This window comes from Streptococcus sp. GMD6S, assembly GCF_000297015.1.
In genome coordinates this window covers 1-1614 of the sequence record NZ_AJRH01000125.1, presented here as the reverse complement: position 1 = coordinate 1614, position 1614 = coordinate 1, and the positions used below count along the sequence as shown (strand labels likewise).

At 42.3% G+C, this 1614-nt stretch carries 1 protein-coding gene; it reads left to right on the top strand.

Translation table 11 applies throughout. From position 1 onward, the window contains the following. A partial coding sequence (locus GMD6S_RS12745) for an MSCRAMM family protein (RefSeq protein ID WP_000315209.1) occupies positions 1 to 1614 on the top strand: 1614 nt, incomplete at both ends.

Here is a 1614-nt window from a genome sequence, read left to right as displayed (position 1 = left end):
GAGCTACAATGGTAGTGAGAATGAACAATCAACCAGCACACGTACCTACCAGATTGCAGGTGGTGTTGCAGAAGGATATGTTTTCACCATTAAAATTCATAAGGTAGACGAAGCAGGCCAACCTCTGCAAGGTGCAGTTTTTGAAGTGATTCGTGATCGTAACCAAGCCGTTGTTGGACGATTGACAACAGATTCTGATGGTAACGCTAGTGTAGGTAAATTGTTGCGAGACAACTATACAATTCGTGAAGTAACTGCTCCTCTTGGCTATGACAAATTAACTGAAGATATTAAAATTTCTCCAGATGAGTTTGGCTCAGATAAATCTGTAGAACGTCGAATTGAAAATAAGAAGACACCTCCGAAGACTCCAACTGAGAAAGAGATTACTTTCAAAAAGGTGGATCCAAATGGGAAAGAAATCCCAGGTGCCGAACTTAAAATCTACAGCGGAGATCGTGTAAGACCAGAAGCTCCACCTGTAGCAGACTGGACAACAGAAGCTAATACTTCTAAAGTGATTAAATTAGCTCCTGGTACCTATACTCTAACAGAGTCCGTTGCTCCAGATGGGTATCAGTATGTTGATGATGTTACCTTCACGGTCAATGCTGATGGTTCTATTACAATTGTCAAAAAAGGTACAACAGATACTGTCGTAACAACTGGTTCTGTTTTGTCAATCACTGACAAAGAGGATACAACTCCAAAGGCTATTACCTTCAGTAAAGTCAATCTTGGAGGAAATGAAATCGCTGGTGCTCAGATTAAGATCTACAAGGGCGACAAGGCAGAAGGCACAGCCGTAGAAAGCTGGACTTCAACTGACCAACCTAAGCAACTGAATCTTGAACCAGGCATCTACACTTTCCATGAGGAAGCAGCCCCAACTGGTTACCTCAAAGTAACGGATATCACTTTCCAAGTTAAACCTAACGGTACTGTTGAAGTGACAAAAGTAGGTGAAAAAGATTCTAAAGGTGAAGACAATCGTGTTGTAGCCCAAAATTCAACTCTGACAGTTACTGATAAAGATGACGATGTAGCTCGTAAAATCACGTTCAGTAAAATTAGTCTTGGTGGAGTTGAAATCGCAGGAGCACAAATCAAGATCTTCAAAGGCGATAAGGCAGAAGGCACAGCTGTAGAAAGCTGGACTTCAGAAGCTGGTAAGTCTAAAGAATTGAGCTTGGCCCCAGGTACTTACACCTTCCATGAGGAAGCAGCCCCAACTGGATACCTCAAAGTAACGGATATCACTTTCCAAGTTAACTATGATGGCACAGTTAAAGTTACCAATGTTGGTACCAAGGATGCTAAAGGCGAGGACAATACAGTCGTAACTGATGGTTCAACAATCAAAGTCACTGATAAAGATGACGATAGCCCACGTAAGATTACCTTTAGCAAGGTTAGCCTTGGTGGAACAGAAATCGCAGGTGCTCAAATCAAGATCTACAAGGGCGATAAAGCAGAAGGCACAGCCGTAGAAAGCTGGACTTCAGAAGCTGGTAAGTCTAAAGACTTGAACTTGGCACCAGGTACTTATACTTTCCATGAGGAAGCCGCTCCAACCGGCTACCTCAAAGTAACAGATATTACTTTCAAAGTGAA